Annotated in this window: 19 protein-coding genes; 8 read left to right on the forward strand and 11 right to left on the reverse strand. The window is 66.3% G+C overall.

Going from position 1 to position 19,665, the window contains the following annotated elements; all coding sequences use genetic code 11:
• Position 1: 1 nt before the first annotated feature.
• Together treY and treZ are read left to right on the forward strand one after the other, a co-directional pair.
• The gene (gene treY, locus G6N44_RS04640; RefSeq protein ID WP_163661534.1) at positions 2–2,269 is read left to right on the forward strand and encodes a malto-oligosyltrehalose synthase; all 2,268 of its coding nucleotides are present in this window, start codon (positions 2–4) and stop codon (positions 2,267–2,269) included.
• Positions 2,262–3,995 carry a malto-oligosyltrehalose trehalohydrolase gene (treZ, locus tag G6N44_RS04645; RefSeq protein WP_163661536.1) on the forward strand — a complete coding sequence of 578 codons (1,734 nt, stop codon included), beginning with the start codon at positions 2,262–2,264 and terminating at the stop codon, positions 3,993–3,995. Before treY ends, treZ begins: the two co-directional genes overlap by 8 nt.
• Before the next feature lie 60 nt (positions 3,996–4,055).
• Here the strand turns inward: treZ and ilvA are convergent, their stop codons facing one another.
• A complete protein-coding gene (gene ilvA / locus G6N44_RS04650; RefSeq protein ID WP_163661538.1) occupies positions 4,056–5,348 on the reverse strand; it encodes a threonine ammonia-lyase IlvA in 1,293 nt (430 codons plus the stop codon).
• 137 nt (positions 5,349–5,485) lie between these two features.
• On the opposite strand from ilvA, the gene G6N44_RS04655 reads away from it, so the two are divergent.
• Together G6N44_RS04655 and G6N44_RS04660 are read left to right on the forward strand one after the other, a co-directional pair.
• Positions 5,486–5,926, forward strand: a complete 441-nt coding sequence (locus G6N44_RS04655; protein WP_163661540.1) for a lipoprotein LpqH — start codon at positions 5,486–5,488, stop codon at positions 5,924–5,926.
• Positions 5,927–6,007: 81 nt separating this feature from the next.
• Complete coding sequence (locus G6N44_RS04660) at positions 6,008–6,238, forward strand: hypothetical protein (protein ID WP_163661542.1); 231 nt, start codon at positions 6,008–6,010, stop codon at positions 6,236–6,238.
• Here the strand turns inward: G6N44_RS04660 and G6N44_RS04665 are convergent.
• Positions 6,232–6,636: an SRPBCC family protein gene (locus G6N44_RS04665; RefSeq protein ID WP_163661544.1), complete on the reverse strand. Its 405-nt coding sequence runs from the start codon at positions 6,634–6,636 to the stop codon at positions 6,232–6,234. The genes G6N44_RS04660 and G6N44_RS04665 overlap by 7 nt on opposite strands.
• 96 nt (positions 6,637–6,732) lie before the next feature.
• On the opposite strand from G6N44_RS04665, the gene G6N44_RS04670 reads away from it, so the two are divergent.
• On the forward strand, positions 6,733–7,566 hold the full coding sequence (locus tag G6N44_RS04670; protein ID WP_179964479.1) for a class I SAM-dependent methyltransferase: 834 nt from the start codon (positions 6,733–6,735) through the stop codon (positions 7,564–7,566).
• A 22-nt stretch (positions 7,567–7,588) separates the two neighbouring features.
• On the opposite strand, the gene G6N44_RS04675 is transcribed toward G6N44_RS04670, so the two are convergent.
• Positions 7,589–7,978: a MerR family transcriptional regulator gene (locus tag G6N44_RS04675; RefSeq protein ID WP_163661548.1), complete on the reverse strand. Its 390-nt coding sequence runs from the start codon at positions 7,976–7,978 to the stop codon at positions 7,589–7,591.
• A 55-nt stretch (positions 7,979–8,033) separates the two neighbouring features.
• Between G6N44_RS04675 and G6N44_RS04680 the strand changes: the two genes are divergently transcribed.
• Complete coding sequence (locus tag G6N44_RS04680; RefSeq protein ID WP_163661550.1) at positions 8,034–8,501, forward strand: PPOX class F420-dependent oxidoreductase; 468 nt, start codon at positions 8,034–8,036, stop codon at positions 8,499–8,501.
• Between the two features lie 3 nt (positions 8,502–8,504).
• On the opposite strand, the gene dnaE is transcribed toward G6N44_RS04680, so the two are convergent.
• The 7 genes from dnaE to lspA all read right to left on the reverse strand — a co-directional run bounded on the left by dnaE (position 8,505) and on the right by lspA (position 17,014).
• Positions 8,505–12,062 carry a DNA polymerase III subunit alpha gene (gene dnaE, locus G6N44_RS04685; protein WP_163661552.1) on the reverse strand — a complete coding sequence of 1,186 codons (3,558 nt, stop codon included), beginning with the start codon at positions 12,060–12,062 and terminating at the stop codon, positions 8,505–8,507.
• Positions 12,063–12,139: 77 nt separating this feature from the next.
• On the reverse strand, positions 12,140–12,784 hold the full coding sequence (locus tag G6N44_RS04690; RefSeq protein ID WP_163661554.1) for a TetR/AcrR family transcriptional regulator: 645 nt from the start codon (positions 12,782–12,784) through the stop codon (positions 12,140–12,142).
• A 170-nt stretch (positions 12,785–12,954) separates the two neighbouring features.
• Positions 12,955–14,055 (reverse strand): RNA polymerase sigma factor, encoded by a 1,101-nt coding sequence (locus G6N44_RS04695; RefSeq protein ID WP_308213786.1) that lies wholly within the window; start codon positions 14,053–14,055, stop codon positions 12,955–12,957.
• Positions 14,056–14,084: 29 nt separating this feature from the next.
• Positions 14,085–14,462, reverse strand: a complete 378-nt coding sequence (locus G6N44_RS04700; protein WP_163661556.1) for a YciI family protein — start codon at positions 14,460–14,462, stop codon at positions 14,085–14,087.
• Between the two features lie 31 nt (positions 14,463–14,493).
• A complete protein-coding gene (rarD, locus tag G6N44_RS04705; protein ID WP_163669608.1) occupies positions 14,494–15,393 on the reverse strand; it encodes an EamA family transporter RarD in 900 nt (299 codons plus the stop codon).
• Positions 15,394–15,443: 50 nt separating this feature from the next.
• Entirely contained in the window at positions 15,444–16,367 is a 924-nt protein-coding gene (locus G6N44_RS04710; protein WP_163661558.1) for an RluA family pseudouridine synthase, read from the reverse strand.
• Complete coding sequence (gene lspA, locus G6N44_RS04715) at positions 16,364–17,014, reverse strand: signal peptidase II (RefSeq protein WP_163661560.1); 651 nt, start codon at positions 17,012–17,014, stop codon at positions 16,364–16,366. The genes G6N44_RS04710 and lspA overlap by 4 nt, the downstream gene beginning before the upstream one ends.
• Before the next feature lie 42 nt (positions 17,015–17,056).
• Here lspA and G6N44_RS04720 point away from each other — a divergent pair, with 42 nt between their 5' ends.
• On the forward strand, positions 17,057–18,028 hold the full coding sequence (locus G6N44_RS04720) for an asparaginase (protein ID WP_235682946.1): 972 nt from the start codon (positions 17,057–17,059) through the stop codon (positions 18,026–18,028).
• 1 nt (position 18,029) lies between these two features.
• Here G6N44_RS04720 and G6N44_RS04725 read toward each other — a convergent pair whose 3' ends face one another.
• Entirely contained in the window at positions 18,030–19,412 is a 1,383-nt protein-coding gene (locus G6N44_RS04725) for a DNA polymerase IV (RefSeq protein WP_163661562.1), read from the reverse strand.
• Between the two features lie 33 nt (positions 19,413–19,445).
• Here G6N44_RS04725 and G6N44_RS04730 point away from each other — a divergent pair, with 33 nt between their 5' ends.
• Positions 19,446–19,664, forward strand: coding sequence for an RNA-binding S4 domain-containing protein (locus G6N44_RS04730; RefSeq protein WP_163661564.1), 219 nt, complete (start codon positions 19,446–19,448; stop codon positions 19,662–19,664).
• The last annotated feature ends 1 nt before the right edge of the window (position 19,665 follow it).

Below are 19,665 nucleotides of genomic sequence, written 5' to 3' on the forward strand. Positions count from 1 at the left end.
CATGCCGCTTCCGGTGCTGTCCACGTATCGACTCCAGATGCGCGGGGACTGCTGCACATTCGATGATGCGGTGAACCTGCTGGACTATCTGGACCGCCTCGGGGTGTCCCACCTCTACCTGTCCCCGATCCTGACTGCCGTATCCGGATCCACCCACGGATACGACGTCACCGACCCCACCACGGTGTCGGCGGCACTCGGCGGACCCGAGGGTCTGCGGCGGCTGTCCACAGCAGCCCGTAAGAGGAACATCGGCCTCATTGTCGATATCGTGCCCAACCATGTCGGCGTCGCCCACCCCGAGCAGAACGTCTGGTGGTGGGATCTGCTTCGGAACGGCCGGACCTCGGCCTATGCCGACTACTTCGACGTCGACTGGGATCTCGACAACGGCCGGATCGTGCTCCCGGTCTTGGGTTCCGACGACGACGTCGCCGATCTGGTGGTCGACGGCGAGGTGCTGCGGCTGGGTGACCTCGTCTTCCCTGTCGCACCGGGCACCGGCACCGGCACCGCCGGCGAGGTGTATGACCGCCAGCACTACCGGCTGACCGGATGGCGTACCGGCATCTGCGGTTATCGGCGCTTCTTCTCGATCACCTCCCTGGCGGCGCTTCGCCAAGAGGACCGGGCCGTTTTCGACGCCAGCCACGTGGAGGTGAAACGCTGGTTCGACGAGGGATTGGTGGATGGCCTGCGCATCGACCATCCCGACGGATTGTCCGATCCCGCAGGCTATCTGCGATGGCTGCGCGAGCTCACCGGACCCGACGCCTGGATCGTGGTGGAGAAGATTCTCGCCGCCGACGAAAGCCTGGACGCGTCGCTGCCGGTCAACGGCACCACCGGGTATGACGCGCTACGCGAAGTCGGCGGACTGTTCGTCGATCCGGCCGGTGCGGCCGTACTCACCACGCTCAGCGGCCGCCCGGATCCCGACGCCGAGCTCAGGCTCAAGACCGCGGCGGTCACCGACACCCTGGCCAGTGAACTGGGCCGGCTGTGCCGCGCCGTCGCGAGGGTGACCGGACAGAACGACGAGCAGCTGCCCACCGCCATCACCGCGTTGATCAGCCGGATCGGTGTCTATCGCAGCGACTATCCCGCACTCAGCACGATCCTGCCGGTGGCGTTGCAGGAGACTGCTTGCACCACACCGGAACTCACCGAGGCGCTGGACTTGATATCGGTGGCCATGTCTCGCAGTGCCGAGGTGGTCTCCCGGTTCAACCAACTGTGCGGAGCCGCAACGGCGAAGGCCGTCGAGGACTGTCTGTTCTACCGCGACGCGCGGCTGGTCTCACTCAACGAGGTCGGCGGTGCGCCCGAGCTGTTCGGAGTCACGACGGCCGAGTTCCACCAGCGGGCGACGGCGCGGCAGCATGCCTGGCCGTCGACGATGACCACCCTGTCGACCCACGACACCAAGCGCGGCGAGGATGTCCGCGCCCGCATCGGGTTGCTGTCCCAGGTGCCGGAAACCTGGGCGGATTCGGTCGAGCGGTGGACTACGGCGTCCACTCCCCCAGATCGCGGCACCGCACTATTCCTGTGGCAGAACATCTTCGGAGTCTGGCCGGTCGATGGGAACGTCACCGACGATCTCCGCACCCGGCTGCACAGCTACATCGAGAAGGCGATCCGGGAAGCCGCTACCCACACCTCCTGGCATGACCCGTCCCGCGAGTTCGAGGATGACGCACACGGCTGGCTGGATCGAGTGTTCGACGGACCGGTCGCTGCCGAATTGACGGCACTGGTGGGTCGACTCGACGCGCATGCCCGTAACGACAGCCTGGGGCAGAAACTCATCCAGCTGACCGTGCCCGGTGTCCCCGACGTCTACCAGGGCACCGAATCCACCGAGGACAGTCTTGTCGATCCGGACAACCGGCGCCCGGTCGACTACCCGGCGTTACGTGACGCGTTGAAGCATGGGGACGATGCCAAGATCCGGGTGACCAGCGCCGCGCTGACCCTGCGTCGTGCGCGTCCGCAGACATTCCTCGCCGGTGCCTACCGCCCGCGGCCGGCCATCGGCGACGCTGCGCGGCACCTGGTGGGCTTCACGCGAGGTGAGGATGTCGTGGTGGCAGTCAGCCGCTGGACCATAGGATTGGCCGAAACCGGCTGGGGCGATACGGCTTTGCCGCTGCCCGAGGGACAGTGGACCGATCGGCTCACTGGCCGGGATTGGACTGGTCGGGTCCAGGTGTCCGAGCTGCTCTCGGATTCACCTGTAGCCTTGTTGGAACGCTCCGATGGCTGAGTTCACCGTGTGGGCGCCAATACCGGACCGGGTTCGGGTCGACGTGGACGGAACGTTGCATGACATGGTGCGTTCCGCAGACGGATGGTGGCGCGCCGACGTCGCCTGCGACTCCGGAGCCCGGTACGGGTTCGTCCTCGACGAGGATCCCGAGGTCCTGCCGGATCCTCGTTCACCGCGCCAGCCCGACGGCGTGCATGCCCGCTCGCAACTATGGGTTCCGGCTCCCGATGCGTGGACCGACACCCCATGGGCCGGCCGGTCCATCTGCGGTGGGGTGATCTACGAGTTGCACACCGGAACATTCACGCCCGAGGGCACCTTCGATGCCGTGATCGACAAGCTCGATCATCTAGTGGAACTCGGTGTCGATTTCGTGGAGCTGATGCCGGTCAATGCATTCAACGGGCCCCACGGCTGGGGATATGACGGGGTGCTCTGGTACGCGGTACACGAGCCCTACGGTGGCCCCGACGGCCTCATCCGCCTCGTCGATGCCTGCCACGCCCGTGGCCTCGGCGTTCTCGTCGACGCGGTGTTCAACCACCTCGGACCGTCCGGCAACTACCTCCCACGGTTCGGCCCCTACCTGTCGGCGGGCCGAAATCCCTGGGGCAGTTCGATCAACCTGTCCGATGCCGACGCCGACGAGGTACGGACCTACATCATCGAGTGCGCGCTGCGCTGGATGCGCGACTTCCACGTCGACGGCCTGCGTCTGGATGCGGTACACGCGCTGGTAGACCACACCGCGATGCATCTGTTGGAGGAACTCGCGGCCGAAACTGACGCACTGGCCGAAGAACTCGGCCGGCCGCTGTCGCTGATCGCCGAAAGCGACCTCAATGATCCGCGGCTGATCACCCCGCGGGATCGGGGTGGCTATGGTTTGACCGCACAGTGGGACGACGACGTCCACCACGCGATCCACACCGCGGTATCGGGTGAACGGCAGGGCTACTACGCCGATTTCGGATCGTTGTCGACGTTGGCGCAGACGTTGAAACACGGCTACTTCCACTCCGGCACCTACTCGTCGTTCCGGCACCGCAGGCATGGTCGGCCGTTGGACACCGCGACCATTCCGGCCACCCGACTGCTGGCGTACACGCTCACCCACGACCAGGTCGGCAACCGCGCCGTGGGCGATCGACCGTCGCAACTCCTGACTTTCGGCCAACTGGCCGTCAAAGCCGCATTGGCACTCGGATCACCCTATACGGCAATGCTTTTCATGGGTGAAGAGTGGGGGTCCTCCTCACCGTTTCAGTTCTTCAGTTCGCACCCCGAGTCGGATCTGGCCCGCGCCACGGCCGAGGGGCGCAAAGCCGAGTTCGCCGAGCACGGCTGGGATGCCGACGAGATCCCCGATCCACAGGACCCGGCGACGTTCCTGCGGTCCAAGCTGAATTGGACCGAGGTCACCGAGGATGACCATGATCGACTCCACCGGACCTATCGCGAGCTGATCGCCTTACGGCGCGGCGAACCTGACCTCGCCGACCCGTGGCTCGACCACATGTCGATCGACTTCGACGAAGAACAGCGCTGGATCATTCTGCATCGAGGGTCCGTGGCCGTTGCCTGCAATCTGGGCACCAAGCCAGTGACGGTGCCGGTCTCCGGCGAGCTGCTCCTGGCGTGGGAGAACCCCGACGTCGGTCCCGACAGCACGGTACTGGCGGGACATTCTTTCGCCGTTCTGCGCCGCGGCCGCGATCAGTAGTCCTTGCGATAGTCAAGTAGCCCACTACGCGCGCGTCTGGACAGCCGGTCGGGCCGAAGCTCAGGTCAGGTACCGGTAGGTCGGTGACCCTGGCTCGAGTAGCTGGACATGGATGTCGGAGCTCTCCATGCGGGCCAGCAGGCCCTCCAGGTCGGTCGCTGCGCTCAACTCGACACCGCACAGTGCCTCACCGGTTTCGCGGTTGTTGCGTTTGACGTACTCGAAAAGCGTGATGTCGTCGCCAGGTCCGAGAACCTCGTCGAGGAATCGGCGCAGCGCCCCGGGTTCCTGCGGGAAGTCGACCAGGAAGTAGTGCTTGAGCCCAAGATGCACCAGTGAGCGCTCGACCACCTCGTTGTACCGGGACACATCGTTGTTTCCGCCGGAGATCAGGCACACCACGGTGGAACCCTGCTCGATGTCCGCCTCCAGCAGCGCCGCCACCGACAGTGCACCGGCGGGCTCGGCGATGATTCCGTCGTTCTGATACATATCGAGCATCGCAGTGCACACCGCGCCCTCGTCGACCGTGGTGAAGGAGACCATGTCGCCGGCGGCGGCCAACGCCGCATAGGGCAACGCCCCGGCCCGCGCCACGGCCGCACCGTCGACGAACTGGTCGACGTGGTCCAGGGTGACGGGTCCGCCTGCGGCCAGCGCGGCGATCATCGAGGCCGCGCCGGCAGGCTCGACACCGAGCACCGAGGTGCCCGCGGCCCGCTCGGCGAGATATGTGGTGATACCGGAGATGCAGCCGCCGCCGCCGACGGGGACGATCACCAGGTCCGGCTCGTCGTCGAGTTGGTCGAGCAGCTCTGCAGCGATGGTGCCCTGTCCGGCCATCGTCCGCACGTCGTCGTACGGGGGGACGAGGGTCGCGCCGGTGCGTCCGACATCGTCGAGCGCCGCACCGGCGGCCAGATCATAGGTCGACCCGACCGCGATGAGCTCGATGAACTCGCGGCCGTGATACCGGATCCGGTCCCGCTTCTGCTTGGGCGTCTTGGCCGGCACGTACACGCGGCCATGGGTCCGCATCGACCGGCAGGCCATGGCGAAGCCTTGAGCGTGGTTGCCGGCCGAGGAACACACCACACCGGCGGCCAGCTCTTCGGGCGAGAGCTGCGCCATCAGATTGAATGCGCCGCGCACCTTGTAGGAACGCACTGCCTGCAGGTCCTCACGTTTGAGGTAGACGTTGGCTCCGGTCGCTTCCGACAGGCGCTCGTTGAACTGCAGCGGGCTGCGGGTGACCACGCCCGAAATTCGCTTGGCGGCCTCGTCGATGTCGGCTGCGGAAAGCGGCGCAGCCAGCGGGGAGACTCGGGAGCCCTTGCTCAGATCGGCAGTCACCGTTCAATGGTGCCACTGGCCAGGCGTTTCTCTGCAGTTGGGTGGGGACACACGCCGGGATCTGTTCCTCCTTACGATCGCATCGAAAAGATCCGTCACACCTGGTTGAAAGCGCCCCGAACTGGGAAAATAACCTCATGCAGCACATCCAGCAGCGGGTGCGGCGGGTCGCGACGCACACTGTTTCGGTAGGCGCACTGGCGTTATCTGCCTGCGCAGCGGCCACCGGCATCCCGGCGGATGCCAATACGGCGCGGATCTTCATCAACGGCGAGGAGATACCGACCACGTTCCCAGTGCTGTGTACGCAACGGTCCTGGATGTGGACCATCGAAACGCAGCCGGAGGCGCCCGGGTTCACGGCCATCATCCAGACCGGCGGCGGCCCCGTCGAACCGAAGCTGATGCGCCTGACCGGCATAGATGGGTTCACCGGCAGCTCAGCTAATGTGACATCGCCCGCCGATGCCGGCATCGAGGGCACCACATTCCGCATCAGCGGCACGGCGCGTGGCTGGTTCTCCGACCGCCCCACCAGACCGACCGAGGTCCAGTACCGAATGGAAGCCCGCTGTTGAGCACCCCCGGACCGATAAAGCGACACGCCGCATCTTAGGTTTCGGCTGGTCGAAATCATTGTTACGAGCTATCGTCAGTACATGACCACCGCCGGGAACTTTCGTAGCGGCACCTCCCGGGCCGATCATCAGGTCAACATCGCCGGGGTGCCCTGGCCGACCTACAAGCTGATCGCCCTGGCGATCGGCGCCCTGGTCTTGGCGGTCGTCGGCGTGGCAACGATGAGCGCCGCCCCGGCGGTACTCTCGGCTGCCGCGGCCACCTTGGTGATGTGGCTGGGTCTGGGCCACGTTTCGCCCTCTGATCAGTGACTTTCCAGCCGTCGCCGCAAGGTCTCCAGGTCGGCCGCCACGGCCGCTACATCAGCTTCGAACTCTGCGTCCGTGACGCCGGACCGCTGCCGAACCGTGAACACAACCTCGCATGAGGCGGCGTCGACCCCGGCCGGCACCACCCGCATCGGGTTGTAGACAGCCTCGCCCGAGGGCAACTGCACCACGTGATCGAGTACTCCCAGCGTGTTCGGCGCGGCAAACTCCACGGTGACCTCCCCCATCGGGGAATCGGCGACCCATCCTCGCGGAGTGAGTCGCAACCCGCCCTCAGCCAGCCCCGCCGCCCAATCGGCCATCTGCCGTGGATCCGATGCGTAGGTATACACCGCATCGGGGGCAACGTCGATCCAGACGCTCACATGCGTACTGCGCATGCCTCCCACTGTAGGCTGCGGTCGGCCCGTGATCTCAAGGGCGGTAAACGTTTTCGCCCAATTGTTCAGCGCCGGACCGGGTGTACCGTCGGGCTTGTGGGTATTGCGACGACGGGCCTGACGCCGGTGGAGGAAACCGCGTTCCTGACCTTGTACGCCAGGGCACTCGACAGTCGGTGGGCGCGCCCCATCCTCGGTGACACGATGGCCGACGAGACGGTCGGCAGACTCGACTACGACTTCGCCGGTCTCGGTGTGCAGACCAGCGTGGTGTGCCAGTCGGCGTTGCGCGCCAAGATGCTCGACGACCGGGTCCGCGCGTTTGTCGCCGATCATCCCGACGCGGTCGTGGTCGATCTCGGCGGAGGTCTCGACAGCGGTGTCCACCGTGTTGCGCCGCCGGCCACGGTGGACTGGTACAGCGTGGATCTGCCGGGGATCAGCGAACTGCGCGATCACGTGTTGACCTCACTCCCCCAGGCGCACACTGTCTCCGCATCGTTGGCGGATCAGGACTGGACGGATCCGATCCCGTCCGACCGCCCCACGATGCTGGTGGCCGATGGATTGTTCGCGTTCCTCACCGAACCGGTGATCATCGGTATCTTCCGGAGAATCACCCAACACTTCGAATCCGGCGAATTGGCATTCAACGACTACGGCCGTATCGGCTGGATGAGTAAGGCCGCGCTGAAGTTCTTCCCCGCCAAGATGTTCAAAGACGTCGGAAGCCAGTGGGGTTACCCGGGTTTCAAGGATGCGCACCATCCTGAAACCTGGAATCCGCAATTGCGACTCGTCGAAGAGGCCAGCCTCACCCACCAACCGGAGGTCGACCTGTTCCCCGGTGCACTGCGGATCGCCACACGAGTCAGCGGCCTCACCAAGGCCACAGCCCGCAAGGCGCGCATCCTGCGGTACCGGTTCTGACACCACCGCGCCGTTACCCTCGTCAGGCCGGGAGTTCGTGATGAATTCCGCATGTGCACAACTCGATTGACGGACATGTACACCGCATACCCCACTCGATGATGGCCCGCGCATGGGTCAGCGCCTCCATTTGTGCATCGATCTCGGCAAGCTTGCTCTGCGCCAGCTCACGAGCCACCGGCCGGCCCGGGGTGTCGTCCTTGAGCAGCAGCCCGATCTCGGTCAGCGAGAAGCCGGCGGCCTTGCACAACCTGATCACCTCCAGACGCATCAGGACCGACTCCTGATAGCGACGCTGCCCGCCCAGGCGCTGCGGCGCGGGCAACAGCCCGACCTGCTCGTAGTACCGGAGCGCGGTCTGGGCGACCCCGCTCCGCTGCGTGACGTCTCCAATGGTCAGCGTCGCGGCCATTTGTCCTCCTCGCCGAGCTTGACTTAGAGTTAACTCTAAGTCGTTGACTGGCTACATGCCACACACCGACACCACGCTGGAGACCCTGAGCCGCTCCCAATACGCGCTGCTGCGCAGCTTTCGCCGCGACGGCACCGCTGTCGACACCCCGATCTGGTTCGTCCTCAACGGCCCAACGGCGTTGTTCCGCACCAAGATCGGACCGAAAACCCGCAGACTCGCGGCCCGGCCCGAGGTCGAATTGGTGGTCTGCGACTACCAGGGACGAATCACCGGCAGTACTTGGCTGAACGGCCGGGCCACCGTCCTGGGCGGTGAGGACGCCGAACAAGCCAACCGTGCGCTGCACCGGCGCTACGGATGGCAGTGGAACATCGTGCCGTTGCTGAAGATCCCCGGCGTCACCAACGTTCATCGCGATCTTCCCCTACGCGAGAAGCTACGGCGGGCGCGGGATCGGGCGCTGTGGCCAGACAGCGCGATCGTCAAGATCGACCTGGACCTCGCCCGGACCCGATGCTGACAGCTAGCCCAGGCAACCTGGCCCGAGCAACGCCTTGAGGTCACCCATCAACGCCGAGGACGGTGTCACCCGTAGTGACTGATCCAGCTCCAGCGTGGTGATGCGCTCCCCGCTGATCAGCCGCAGATGGACCTGGGACGTGCCCGGATGGTTGGCCAGCACCTGCTTCAGCGCGGTGACCTTGTCGATGGTGCACTGCCGGGTCGGCAGGCTGACGGCCAGTGGGCGGTCAGCCTGGGCACTGCTAAAGTCGGGCACCACGAGTTCGTGGGCAATCAGCGAGATCCGATCGTCGCGCGCGGCCACCTTCGCCTTGACCAGCACCACGACATCGTCGGCGATCTCATGGCCGAACAGCGAATAGGTCTGCGGGAAGAACAGCACCTCGATACCACCGGTGAGGTCTTCCAATTGAGCTGAGGCCCAAGGCAAACCGTTCTTGTTCACGCGGCGGTTCACCGAGGCGAGGATACCGCCGACCACCACCTGCGTATCGTTGGCAACATCGCCGTCGAGAATTGCCGGGATCTGCGTGTCGACCTGGTTGGCCAGCAGGTGGGCAACCCCGTTGAGTGGGTGACCGGAAACGTACAGCCCCAGCATCTCGCGCTCGAGCGCGAGCTTGTGCTTGTCCTCCCACTCCTCCTCGGGCACCTTGATGCTGAATACCGCATCTGTGCCGCCGCCGTCATCGGCACCGCCGAACAGGTCGAACTGGCCCATCGCCTCGGCCTTCTTGGTACCGAGCACGGAATCGACAGCATCGGTGTGCACCAGGAACAACCCTTTACGGGGATGGCCGAGCGAGTCGAAAGCACCAGCCTTCACCAGGGATTCGGTGACCTTCTTGTTGCAGGCCGCGATATCGATCTTGTTGAGGTAGTCGGAGAAGTCGGCGTACTTGCCCTTCTCGGTGCGGGTGGCGATCAGGGAGGAGACGACATTCGCGCCGACGTTGCGGATGGCCCCCAGGCCGAACCGGATGTCGTCGCCCACCGAGGCAAAGTTCTGCACCGACTCGTTGACGTCGGGCGGCAGCACCGTGATGCCGAGCCGACGGCAGTCGGCCAGATAGACCGCGGCCTTGTCCTTGTCGTCACCGACCGAGGTGAGCAGACCGGCCATGTATTCGGCCGGGTAGTTCGCCTTGAGATAGGCCGTCCAGTAGGACACCAGGCCGTAGCCGGCCGCGTGCGACTTGTTGAACGCATACCCGGCGAACGGAAGGATCGTGTCCCACAAGGCTTTCACGGCGGCCTCGGAGAACCCGTTGGCCGTCATGCCTTCCTTGAAGCCCTTGTACTCGGCCTCAAGCACCTCGAGCTTCTTCTTGCCCATGGCCTTACGGAGCGCATCGGCCTTACCCATGGTGTAGGAGGCAACCTTTTGCGCGATGAACATGATCTGCTCTTGGTAGACGATCAGGCCGTAGGTCTCGGACAGGATCTCCTTGAGCGGTTCCTCAAGCTCAGGGTGGATGGGCTTGATCGCCTGACGGCCGTTCTTGCGGTCGGCATAGTCGTTGTGGGCGTTCATGCCCATCGGACCGGGGCGGTACAGCGCAAGCACCGCCACGATGTCGTTGAATCCGGTGGGTTGCATGCGCCGCAGCAGGTCACGCATCGCGCTGCCGTCGAGCTGGAACACACCCAGTGTGTCGCCGCGGCCGAGGAGCTCGTAAGCGGCCGGATCGTCGAATGGCAACGTGTCCAGATCCAGGTCGACCCCCCGATTGGCCTTGATGTTCTCCAGGCAGTCACCGATGATCGTCAGGTTCCGCAGGCCCAGGAAATCCATCTTCAGCAGGCCGATGGCCTCGCACGAGGGATAGTCCCAGCCGGTGATGACCGCGCCGTCCTGGGGCCGCTTCCAGAGCGGGATCGCGTCGATGAGCGGCTCGGAGCTCATGATCACCGCACAGGCGTGCACGCCCGCGTTGCGAACCAGGCCTTCCAGGCCACGCGCCGTCTCGTAGATGGTGCGCACATCCGGGTCGGTGTCGATCAGGGCCCGGACCTCGGCGGCCTCCTTGTACCGCTCATGGGTTGGATCGGTGATCCCGGACACCGAGATGTCCTTGGCCATGATCGGCGGCGGCAGCGCCTTGGTGATCCGATCGGCGATCGCGAAACCCGGCTGGCCATAATGCACACGGGCCGAATCCTTGAGGGCGGCTTTGGTTTTGATTGTTCCGAAGGTGATGACCTGGGCTACCCGGTCGCTGCCCCACTTGTTGGCCGCATACCGCAGCATCTCGCCGCGGCGGCGGTCGTCGAAGTCGATGTCGATATCGGGTGCGGACGGTCGTTCCGGGTTGAGGAAGCGCTCGAACAGCAGACCGTGCGGGATGGGGTCGATGTTGGTGATGCCCAGCGCGTAGGCCACCAGGGACCCGGCAGCCGATCCACGGCCCGGCCCCACCCGGATCCCGACCGAACGGGCATAGTTGATCAGGTCGGCCACAATCAGGAAGTAGGCCGGAAAGCCCTTCTCGCAGATGACCTTGATCTCGTACTCGGTGCGGTCGGTGTACTCGACGGGCACCGGCCCGCCGCGGAACCGGTGGTCCAACCCGGCCCGCACCTCATGGGTCAGCCACGAGCCCTGGTCGTGCCCGTCGGGCACGGGGAACACCGGCATGCGGTCGGTGGGCGTCCACACGTCGGCGTAGGACTGGACCCGCTCGCCGATGAGGACGGTGGAATCGCAGGCTCCCGGCACCTGCGAGTCCCACAGGGCCCGCATCTCTTCGGCCGACTTGAGGAAATAACCGTCACCGTCGAACTTGAACCGGTTCGGATCCGAGAGGGTCTTGCCCGTCTGAATGCACAGCAGCGCCTCGTGATTCTGCGAGGCCTCACGGGTGACGTAATGACAGTCGTTGGTGGCCAGCGGCGGGATGCCGAGCTTCTGCCCGATCTCCAGTAGGCCCTCGCGGACCCGTCGCTCGATGTCCAGGCCGTGGTCCATCAGCTCGAGGAAGAAGTTCTCCGGGCCGAAGATCTCGCGCCATTTGGCGGCTGCCTCCAGCGCCTCCTGGCGGTGACCGAGCCGGAGCCGGGTCTGCACCTCGCCGGACGGGCAACCGGTCGTCGCGATGATGCCTTCGGCATGCTCGGCGATGATCTCGGCGTCCATGCGCGACCACTTACCGAGCTGGCCTTCGAACGACGCCAGGGAGGACAGCTTGAAGAGGTTGCGCAGACCAGTGGCATTCTCCGCGACCATCGTCATATGGGTGTAGGCACCGCTACCCGAGACGTCGTCACTCTTCTGGCTCGGGTCACCCCACTGGATCCGCTTGGTGTCGAATCGAGACGCGGGAGCGATGTACGCCTCGATACCGATGATCGGTTTGATGCCGGCCTTCGTTGCCGAGTTGTAGAACTCGCTGGCGCCGAACATGTTGCCGTGGTCGGTCATACCTATCGCGGACATGCCCAGCCGCTCGGCCTCCGCCAGCATCGGCGTGATCTTCGCGGCCCCGTCCAGCATCGAGTACTCGGTGTGGTTGTGCAGGTGAACAAAAGATCCCGAGGATCCCGAAGATGAACCGCTCATAGGGGTGCCAGTCTATGGCGCCCCACCGACACTTCCCGTACTTCCCGGCGTGTCGCTGGTCGTGTCTCGTCGGCGCGTCAGGAGTCACGCTCGGCGATCGGTAGCAACCCATTTCCGAGTACCAGATGCAATTGCTTGGCTATCTCTGGCACATCGATGGGCCTGCCCTGCCAACCACTGTAGGCACCCACTCCCCACAGCATCGAGTACAACAGTTCGACCAGCATGGCGTGCTCGGTGTGCGCAGGCAGTTCGCGCCGGACGATCGCCTCGGCGACCACCTCACCGAGGAAACCCCTGGTGGCTGCGACGCTGGCGGCGGGCAGATCCGGATGGCGGTATGCCTCCATTCGCGCGTTGACCAAGAACCCGACGACCGCGTGGTCCCGACGCCACGCCGCCACCAGGGCATCGATGTAGGCGTGCAGCCGATCCAACGTTCCATCATGCTGTTTCGCCACGCGAATACACGAACTGACGACGTCGTGCGCCTGCGCGAGCAGTGCACGGTAGAGCTCCTCGCGACTGGCGAAGTAGTAGTTCAGCGTCGGACGGCTCAAACCGCTGCGCTTGGCGATCTCCTGAAATGTCGCTGCCGCAAAGCCGCGTTCATTGATGACTTCGTAGGCCGCCTGCATAATGCGCTCACGGGTTTGCTCGGCATCGGCGCCAACCGGCCTGCCCGGCCTGCGGGCAGCCCGCGGCCCGCTACGCGACGTCATTCAGCAAACACTATGGCATTGCCAAAATCCGGTCAAAAGGTACGTTCGCAAATCTGCCCTGGTTGGTCACGCCCGCGGTCCGGGATGGCCGGTCGCGATCGGAGACTCATCAGCCGTCCGGACAAGTAGGTCCGCACCGCATCGTCGACGGTCAATTCGATGGCACGCCGCTATGCCGTGGCCGCCTCGTCGACCAGGCCGGCCTCGGCGAGGAGGTATCCGCGGGTGACCCACGCCGGTTGAAACGCACCGACCGAACGGTCGGTGATCGTGTCGAGGGTGCGAAGTCCGGCCTCGGCACCGTCTATTTCGCCGTCCAAGGCGGCCAGGGCCACAGCGGCTCCCAGCGAAGGCCCGACCCGCATCAGCGCCCGATACAACCTGCGCAGCGCGTCCCGGTCGAGTTCGGGGGCGCAGTGCGCCGATTGAATCGCCGCCTCGTACTGGAACCGGCCCGGACGCGCGAACCCGTGCGCACGGGCAAGCAGGCGTTCCCCCCGTGCATACAGTTCGGCGTCCCACCGATCCCGGCTCTGATCATCAAGCGCCACGAAGTTACCGTCCGAGTCGAGACGCGCCGGACGCCGCGCCTCACACAGACACATCAGTGCGGCCAGCCCCAGAACCTCGGGTTCCTCCGGCACCAACTCGACGAGCACCATGGCCAGGTGCAGGGCTTCCGATGCCAACGACTCGATGAGCGTTGTCTGCGGGACGGACAGCCAGTCGATCGAGTAGGCGCCGTAAACCGCTCCGAGCACCTCGGGTAGCCGCGCAGCGAGATCGGCACGGTCGGGCAGGGTGAACGGGATTCCGGTGTCTCGAATGCGCTTCTTGGCCCGCACCAGCCGCTGCGCCATGGTGGCCGGGGCGACTGCGAAGGCCGCGGCGATGGCGGCGGCGTCCACCCCCAGCACCGTCTGCAGCATCAACGGGGTACGGATGTCGGCAGCGATGGCCGGGTGTGCGCACACCAGCATGAGCTCAAGGCGGCGGTCGGGAACCAGCGCCGGCTCGGCCTCCTCCCACGCGATGTCGTGGTCATCGGCCCACGGCCCGGTCAGCCGGTGGGCGGGCGATTTCCACATGTCCCGCAACCGATTTCGCGCCACGGTCACCAACCACGCCTCGGGAGTGCCCGGGACGCCGTCGCGCGGCCAGTGCTGCAGTGCGCGTTCCATCGCGTCGGCCAACGCGTCCTCGGCCGCGGCGATGTCGCGGCTCTGGGTGGCCAGCAGGGCAAGCAGTCGGCCGTAGGACTGACCGACCACCTGCGCGAGCCGTTCCGAGACCTGTGTATTCAGGGGCTGTACCAGCCCTTCCCGCGGCCGTAGGTGACGGCGACGGGTCTGATCTCGATCGAACCCCATGCTGCGGCCGGACACTTCTGCGCCCAACCCAGCGCCGCGTCGAGGTCGGGAACCTCGATGACGAATACTCCGCCCAGCCGTTCCCTGGTGTCGGCGAACGGTCCGTCCTGGATCTCCGCAGTGCCGGTGCGTGCGGTGTATGTCGTTGTCGCCGATGCCGACTGCAGCACCTGCGTGCCGATGAGCACGCCGGCGGCATCCAGGTCAGCGGCATAGCGGGCGAACGCGGCCCGGGCCGGTTCCATGTCCGCCTCGGTCAGGCCCGCCTCTGGGCCCTCCTGGTGATGCAAGAGTAGGCAGTACTGCACGGTGTCCTCCTGGGTTCTGTGGTCAAGCCTGTCACCGTGTTGACGATTCCGGATCCATCCGATCGACAATGTCGGGTACCCGATCGGCCGGCCCTCTGCGCAACGCGCCGACCGTCATGATCACCAACGCCACCCAGATCAGGGTGAACCCGACCCACCGGCCGGGCGGCATCGGCTCGTGACCGATGAACACACCCCAGGCCATCTGCAGCCCGGGGTTGAGGTAGAACAGCAGGCCCAGCGTGACCATCGGGAGGCGCTGCGCGGCCGCGGCGAACAGCAGCAACGGGACCGCGGTGACCGGACCGGCGAGCAACAACAGCACCGCATGCCAGGTGCCGTGGCTGAGGAAGTTTCCCCGGCCCAGCACCTCGAGGCTGATCACATAGCCGGCGGCAAGCGGAAGGACGAGCAACGTTTCGATGGCCACGCTCACCCGTGGGTCAGCCCGCACCACCTTCTTGATCAGGCCGTACACGCCGAAGGACAGCGCGAGCACGACGGCGATGTAGGGCGGTGCACCGAGCTCAACGGTGAGGACCACCACCGCGATGAGCGCGAGCACCAACGCGACCGCCTGCCATCGGCCGATCCGCTCGCGGAACACCAGTACGCCCAACAACACGCTCACCAGCGGATTGATGAAATAGCCGAGCGCCGCATCCACAACATGGCCGGTCGTCACGGCATAGATGTACGTCCCCCAGTTGACGGAGATCAGGACCGCGGCTGCCAGCAGTTGGAGCCAGGTCTTCAGTGTCAACCGGCGCAGGTCACCGAGCCGCCGGGCCACCGCCAGCACCATCAGCAGGAACAGTGCGCTCCACACGATGCGGTGAGCCAGGATCTCGGGCGCCCCCGCCGGGAGCAGCAGCAGAAAGAAGCCGGGACACAACCCCCACCAGATGTAGGCACCTGCACCGTAGAGCACCCCGGAGCGCGTGACACCGGTCTGCTGCGCAGGTGTCTGCACACCCACAGTTAGTGGCGGCGCAGAACGTCGAGGGCGGCCTGCAGGTCAGCCGGATAGGGACTGGTGATCTCGATGCGGCGGCCGTCAGCCGGATGGGCGAAGGCCAGTGAGCGGGCATGCAACCATTGACGTTCCAGCCCAAGCCTTTTCGCCAATGTGGGGTCGGCTCCGTAGGTCATGTCGCCGCAACACGGGTGGTGCAGCGCGGCGAAATGCACGCGAATCTGATGGGTGCGGCCGGTCTCCAGTTCGATGTCCAGCAGGCTGGCGGCCTGGAACGCCTCGACGGTGTCGTAGTGGGTGATGCTGTGCCGTCCGCCGTCGACGACTGCGAACTTCCAGTCGTGACCACGATGTCGTCCGATCGGGGCATCGATCGTTCCGCTCGACGGATCCGGGTGTCCCTGCACCAGCGCGTGGTAGCGCTTGTCGACGGTGCGCTGCTTGAACGCCCGCTTGAGCACCGTGTACGCCCGCTCGGACAGGGCCACCACCATGACGCCGGAGGTGCCGACATCGAGTCGGTGCACGATGCCCTGGCGTTCGTGGATGCCGGAGGTACTGATCCGGAAGCCCGCGGCGGCCAGCCCGCCGAGCACCGTCGGACCGTGCCAGCCCACCGTGGCGTGCGCGGCCACCCCGGGCGGCTTGTCCACCGCCACGATGTCGTCGTCGGCATAGAGAATGTCCATGCCCTCGATGTCGACCGGGGTGTTCTCGACCGGGGCGGGCGCGTCCGGCAGCCGAACCTCCAGCCAGGCCCCTGCGACGAGCTTGTCAGACTTGGCCGCCCGCACGCCGTCGATATCAACACCGCCGTCTTCGGCCATCGCTGCCACCGCGGTGCGCGACAGCCCGAGCAGCCGGGCCAGGCCGGCGTCGACCCGCATTCCCGCCAGACCCTCGGGCACCGGCATCGACCGGGTCGTCACTCTGACGTCTCGGCCTGGCGCCCGACCGCGCTCGACTCGTCCGATGAGGACGCCGAATCGCCGTCCGCGGGGTCGTTCAGGCGCCGGCGCCCGACGGTATCGAAGTCGAACCCGAACAACGACAGCGCCACCAACAGGATGGCGCCGCCCACCACAGCCGGATCGGCCACGTTGAACACCGGCCACCATCCGATCGAGAAGAAGTCCACCACGTGGCCGCGCAACGGCCCGGGCGCACGGAAGAAGCGGTCGATCAGGTTTCCGGTCGCACCGCCCAGGATCATGCCGAGACCGATCGCCCACCACGGAGACACCAGTCGACGACCCATCCAGACGATCCCGATCACCACGCCGGTCGCGACGAGCGTCAACACCCAGGTGTACCCGGTCGCCATCGAGAACGCCGCGCCGGAGTTGCGCACCAACGTCCAGGTCACGGTGTCACCGATGATCGAAACCGGCTGTCCGGGCGTCAGGAGGCGCACCGCCAGCACTTTGGTCACCACGTCGATGATCAGCACGACCGCGGCGACGGCGAGCAGCAGACGCAGCCGCCGCCGGGGCCGAGCAGCGCTTTCAGGGGATGCTGCGGCATCCCCGGTGGCGTCGGTCACCGGCTTTACCGGGCCTGACGTTTCATCAGTCACTCCCCCATCATCCCAAACAGTCCATGCGGGACAATCTGCACCGTGACGGAGCCCGTGAAGCTGCCCGTGCGTACGCCCAGGCGCATCGTCGTGATCACCACCGGCGGCACCATCTCGACCCGTACCGACGACGCCGGAATACGGCATCCGACGTGCACCGGGGCCGAGCTGACGTCCGGGTTGGCCGTCGATGCCGACGTCGACATCGTGGACGTGTCTGCCAAGGACAGCGCACTGTTGACGCCCGCGGACTGGGACGAGATCGGCGAGGCGGTCGGCGCCGCAGCGGCCCGGGCCGACGGTGTCGTCATCACCCATGGCACCGACACCATGGAGGAAACCGCGCTGTGGCTGGACCTCACCTACGGCGGAGCCGTTCCCGTGGTGCTGACCGGGTCGCAACGCAGTGCGGACGCGGCGGACGCTGACGGCCCGGGCAACCTGCGCGACGCCATCGCCGTCGCGGCCAGTCCGCAGGCCAGGGATCTCGGGGTGGCGGTGGCCTTCGCCGGCACGGTGTGGCAGCCGCTGGGCCTGCGAAAACGGCACACCCACGAGTTGAACGCCTTCACCGGAACCGCGCTCGGAACGGTCGACAGCGCCGGGTGTGACATCACCCGTGCGAAGGTGCGCGCCCATATCGGCGCCCTGACCGCGGCGTCAGCACCCCGGGTCGACATCGTCACCACCTATCCGGGAGCGGACACGTCAGCGCTCGATGCCTGCGTCGCCGCCGGAGCACACGCCGTCGTCCTCCAGGCGATGGGTTCGGGCAATGTGGGAACCGTGCTGATCGACGGGGTCCGCCGGCACCGCCGCAACGGCATCGTCTTCGCGGTATCCACCCGGGTTCCCGACGGTCCGGTCGCCGCGCAGTACGGGCCGGGTCAGCAACTCGTCGATGCCGGCGCCATCGTGGTCCCCGCGCTGCGCCCCGCGCAGGCCAGGGTTCTGCTGATGGCGGCGCTGGCTTCCGGGCGGCCTGTTTCAGAGGTCATCGACGCCTGGGGTTGACCTACGGTGTGCTCTGGTAGTCCGCCAGTCCGCTGAGATAGTCGCCCCAGTCCAGACTGGCGATCGGATCAGCCCGGACGAATCCGGGTGTGTCGTCAGGAAACGTGCGGGCTGGGCCGGGACCGCTGGCGCGAGTTTCGAAACGCACGGTCATCACCCCGTGCCCGGCGCCTTGGACCCAGCCATGACCGTGCTCGGGGTGCGCCACGTCGTCGCCGATGCGCCACCCGGTCCGGGTGACCTGGGCCGCCTCGGTGGTCGGGTGGTGAGAGTCGGAGATGTCATCGAGTTGCTCCAGGTCCGGGAACAACGATTCCTGTCTGTTATCGGAGAGTCCCGAAAACCCAACGCCGACAAGTCGAATGGATCCGATCTCGACCGGGTCGAGCAGCAGGCGGCGTGCGGTACCGATCAGGGTGGCGGCCTCGGTCGTGGCGTAGGCCAGGGTGGCCGAGCGGGTCAGCGTGCTCATGTCGGACTTCTTCAGCTTGACCGTCACGGTGCGGGCGCCGCGACCGTCCTTCTCCAGGCGTCGGTGCGCGTGCTCGCCGATCGGGCCGATCGCATCCTGCAGTTGGCGCAGCGTGGTGAGGTCCTCGGGAAACGTTGATTCGGCACTGATCTGCTTGGCCTCGGCACGCTCGGCCACCGGGCGGTCGTCGATTCCGCGGGCCAGCCGGTGCAGTGCGGGGCCGACGGTGGCGCCCAGCACGCTGGCGGCCTCGGTATCCGAGAGCGCCGCCAGGGCACCGACCGTCTCTATGCCCAGCCGGTGCAACTTCTCCTCGGCTACCGGTCCGATCCCCCACAACTTGCGCACCGGTAGGCCGTCGAGCAGCCGCGCCTCCTCGTCGCGACGGACGATGCGGATTCCGTCGGGTTTGGCCAGCCCGGACGCGATCTTGGCGATCTGCTTTCCGGACCCGGCACCCACGGAGGCCACCAGCCCGGTCTGCTCACGCACCTTGGCCCGCAACTGCTGGCAGAACTCCTCGACATCGGCCGCGGTGGCGCCGGCCAGTTCGACCGGTTCGCCGAAGGCCTCGTCGAAAGACAGCTGCTCGAGCACCGGGACGACGCTGCGCACGGTATCCAGTGCCCGACGGCTGGCCAGGCCGTAGACCGCACCGCGAGGCGGCAGCACCACCGCGGGTGCACCGACGAGCCGGCGGGCCTGGTGCATCGGCATCGCCGAGCGTGCGCCGTAGCGACGCGCCTCGTAGCTGGCACCCGCCACCACACCGCGCCCGCCCAGGCCACCGACGAGCACGGGCCTGCCGCGCAGGGTAGGCCGCGTCAGTTGTTCGACGGATGCGAAGAACGCATCCATGTCGAGGTGCAGAACCCAGCGTCCGCCCGGGCCCGTGACCTCGGCGCCGTTCATAGCTCCTGATGCTATGGCGCTAGCCTGACCTGCATGACGCCGGATGACGTAGCGATCAGGGACGAGTCGATTCGCCTGGGACAGTTCCTCAAGCTGGCATCGCTGATCGACAGCGGCGCCGACGCCAAGTCCGTCATCGCCGATGGCCTGGTCAGCGTCAACGGCGAGGTCGAGTTGCGGCGTGGCCGCCGGCTACGCCCGGGCGACACCGTCACCTTCGGTGACCACACGGCACGGGTTGCCGACGCCTGAT

It is taken from the genome of Mycolicibacterium alvei, assembly GCF_010727325.1.
In the GTDB taxonomy this organism is placed as follows: domain Bacteria; phylum Actinomycetota; class Actinomycetes; order Mycobacteriales; family Mycobacteriaceae; genus Mycobacterium; species Mycobacterium alvei.

What these genes read in the sequence shown, in the direction of transcription:
- treY (WP_163661534.1), top strand. Translation starts at nt 2, where the DNA reads ATGCCGCTTCCGGTGCTGTCCACGTATCGACTCCAGATGCGCGGGGAC.
- treZ (WP_163661536.1), top strand. Translation starts at nt 2,262, where the DNA reads ATGGCTGAGTTCACCGTGTGGGCGCCAATACCGGACCGGGTTCGGGTC.
- G6N44_RS04655 (WP_163661540.1), top strand. Translation starts at nt 5,486, where the DNA reads ATGCAGCACATCCAGCAGCGGGTGCGGCGGGTCGCGACGCACACTGTT.
- G6N44_RS04660 (WP_163661542.1), top strand. Translation starts at nt 6,008, where the DNA reads ATGACCACCGCCGGGAACTTTCGTAGCGGCACCTCCCGGGCCGATCAT.
- G6N44_RS04665 (WP_163661544.1), bottom strand. Translation starts at nt 6,636, where the DNA reads ATGCGCAGTACGCATGTGAGCGTCTGGATCGACGTTGCCCCCGATGCG.
- G6N44_RS04675 (WP_163661548.1), bottom strand. Translation starts at nt 7,978, where the DNA reads ATGGCCGCGACGCTGACCATTGGAGACGTCACGCAGCGGAGCGGGGTC.
- G6N44_RS04680 (WP_163661550.1), top strand. Translation starts at nt 8,034, where the DNA reads ATGCCACACACCGACACCACGCTGGAGACCCTGAGCCGCTCCCAATAC.
- dnaE (WP_163661552.1), bottom strand. Translation starts at nt 12,062, where the DNA reads ATGAGCGGTTCATCTTCGGGATCCTCGGGATCTTTTGTTCACCTGCAC.
- G6N44_RS04690 (WP_163661554.1), bottom strand. Translation starts at nt 12,784, where the DNA reads ATGACGTCGCGTAGCGGGCCGCGGGCTGCCCGCAGGCCGGGCAGGCCG.
- G6N44_RS04725 (WP_163661562.1), bottom strand. Translation starts at nt 19,412, where the DNA reads ATGAACGGCGCCGAGGTCACGGGCCCGGGCGGACGCTGGGTTCTGCAC.
- G6N44_RS04730 (WP_163661564.1), top strand. Translation starts at nt 19,446, where the DNA reads ATGACGCCGGATGACGTAGCGATCAGGGACGAGTCGATTCGCCTGGGA.